Genomic DNA, 2,621 nt, shown 5'->3' on the forward strand with positions numbered 1-2,621 from the left:
CGGGTTGGCCCCACCCGGGTGCACAACAAGTGGGGCCGTTTTACCCCGCCGCCCGGGCGGCGGCCCCGGGGGGCCCCCCAATTTTGGGGCCCGGGGCGGCCCGCCACGTCGGGTTCGGTCATGCCGAACGCCGAACGGATGGTGCCGTCGAGCAGCGGTTCCAGCCACCGCTCACGCTGGGCCGCATCGCCGAACTGGAGCAGCACCTCCATGTTCCCGGAATCCGGTGCGTTGCAATTGAAGACATACGGAGCCAGGAACGAGCGTCCCGTCTCCTCGGCGATCGGCGCGTAGTCGACATTGGTCAGGCCGGTGCCGCCGTCGGTGCCGAACCGCGCGGCGTACTCGCCCGCGTGCGCCGCCGGCAGGAACAGATTCCACAATCCCGCCGCGCGCGCCTTCGTCCGCAGCTCGGTGAGCACGGGCAGCGGATTCCACGGGTCCGCGCCGGAATCGCGCAGGGCGGCGATGCTGCGGTGGTAGTCCGCCTCGATCGGGGTGATCTCCTCGGCGATGAAACCGCGGACTCGGTCGACGAGATCCGTGGCGCGGGCGCTGGGGGCGAAGTCCATATCTTCTGCTTTCGGTGAAGGGGAACGGGGCACTCAGGCCGGAATGTGGGTCATCGCGAGGGCGGACTCGTCCAGGCTGCCGAGGACGAGGGTGCCGTGCGCTTCGGCGACGCCGGTGACCATGGCGTAGGCCGTGCCGTCGCGCTGGAGGTCGTGGACGAGAGTTCCGTCCTGATCGACCGCGATTACCCAGGTGGTGCGCACCGGTGCGGGCATGAGTCGATCGGGCAACTGCCACAGCAGTTTTCGCAGGAGAACCGGTTGTGGCAGCAACAGGTCGAGCATCGGGTTGCGTGGCGAGGCCAGGGTCACCCAGATCAGACCGTCGCTGCCGAGGGCGATGTTGTCGGGAAAGCCGGGCAGATTGTCGATCAGTACCTCACGCGTGCCCGCCTTCGGGCCGCGCAACCAGTACCGGTTGAGCCGGTAGGCGCCGGTCTCGGCGACGATCAGCGAGGCGCGATCGGGTGCGAAGGCGACGCCGTTGGCGAAGTGGAGACCGTCGAGCAGGGTGTCCACTGTGCCGTCGGGGGAGTAGCGCAGCAGGCGGCCCGTGCCGGAATGCTCGAGCATGTCGCCCATCCACTGATCCAGCGGCCAGCGGCGCGACGACGCGGTGAAGTAGATGGTGCCGTCACCAGGATCCTGCACGACATTGCTGGCCATGTTCAGCGGTACACCCTCGATCGCGTCGACGAGAACATCGACCGCGGTCCCGGTGCCCGGCCACCGCAGCAAGCCACGGTGCGCGTCGCAGATGAGCAGCGAACCATCAGTGCCCGCGCACAGGCCGAGCGGGCGACCGCCGGTGTTCAGGACCGTCTGGACGACCCCGGAGGGGAGGTCGACGCGCAGGATCCGGCCGTCGTCGATCCCGGTGTAGACGAGACCGTCGGCGCCGAAGACCACATCCTCGGGTCCGGTGCCGGGGAGTTCGATCCGTCGCACCGCAGGCATCGGAGGGGAACTCTGCCGTTTGCCTGCTCGTGGCGTCGCCGTAGGCGGTGACCAGCGAACCGGTTCCATCCGCGACCCAACACTATCGCCCATCGTGCCTCCCAAAACCGCGCTGCCCTGTGCAGATGCAATTATCAATGCCGGTCAGCAGCATTGAAATAGGCGCGGAGACCGAGTTTGATGTGCATATGCACATCGGCAGGCCAGTGCCCGCCCTCCCGCTGGGCCCGCACCGCCGCAAGACCGCGGCCCAGATCGCGGCAATGATCGCGGAGGTCGACCCCGAGCTGAACGAAATCGCGGCGGATCTGACCCGGCTGTACCGCGAGCACATCCCTGTCTACGACCAGGTCGACGCGAGCTCGATCGAGAACAACACCCGCGCGGTGCTGCGCATCGTCGTCGCGCAACTGGGCGACGAGCAAGCCAAGCACGCGGGCTTCGACGAACTCACCACCCTCGCCAGAACCTGGGCCGACCAGCAGATACCCCTGGACCTGGTGGCCCACAGCCTGCAGATCGGCGCACGCAGGATCTTCGAACTGATCCGCCGCCGCGCCGCGGCCCGTGACATCCCCGCCGCCGAGATCGACGAAATGCAGGACCTCACCTGGGAATGGGCGACCGCGTCCGCCACCGCCGTGCACGTGGTGGCGCAGGAGCGGGCCGTGGCCGGAGCCGCCCGCCGCGCCGATTTCCTGCGCAGCCTCGTCGACGGCACCCTCTCGCCCGCCGTGCTGCTCGTCGACGCCCGCGACCACCGCCTCGACCCGAAGCATCGCTACCGGATCGCCTGCGCCGCGTGGAACGAGACCGCCGCCACCACCGACCTGCTCGCCGCCCTGCGGGCCCGTGGATCGACGGCGAAACTCCCGGTCGTGGACACGGTGGTCGACCAGCACCTGGTCGCGCTGCTGCCACGCACCCCGGATTCGCTCCCGGACGACAGCGTGGTCGCCCTGGGATCCGCTGTGCTGCTCGGCGATGCCGCGGCGTCCTACCGGCAGGCGCGGCGCGCCTTGGATCTGGCTGCGCGCCACGGCCGCCGCGGACTGGTCGATCTGGGATCCCTCGGCCCCCGTCCGCTGCTCG

At 69.3% G+C, this 2,621-nt stretch carries 3 protein-coding genes; 1 reads left to right on the forward strand and 2 read right to left on the reverse strand.

Features of this window, described 5'->3' with window-relative positions; translation table 11 throughout:
• The coding region (locus tag ACFWPJ_RS02810; RefSeq protein ID WP_378846284.1) for an acyl-CoA dehydrogenase family protein at positions 1-572 on the reverse strand (572 nt) is incomplete at its 3' end.
• 33 nt (positions 573-605) lie between these two features.
• Complete coding sequence (locus ACFWPJ_RS02815; protein WP_378846287.1) at positions 606-1,529, reverse strand: SMP-30/gluconolactonase/LRE family protein; 924 nt, start codon at positions 1,527-1,529, stop codon at positions 606-608.
• A 188-nt stretch (positions 1,530-1,717) separates the two neighbouring features.
• Between ACFWPJ_RS02815 and ACFWPJ_RS02820 the strand changes: the two genes are divergently transcribed.
• The coding region (locus ACFWPJ_RS02820; protein WP_378846290.1) for a hypothetical protein at positions 1,718-2,621 on the forward strand (904 nt) is incomplete at its 3' end.

The sequence above is a fragment of the Nocardia sp. NPDC058497 genome (assembly GCF_042720195.1).
In the GTDB taxonomy this organism is placed as follows: Bacteria; Actinomycetota; Actinomycetes; order Mycobacteriales; family Mycobacteriaceae; genus Nocardia.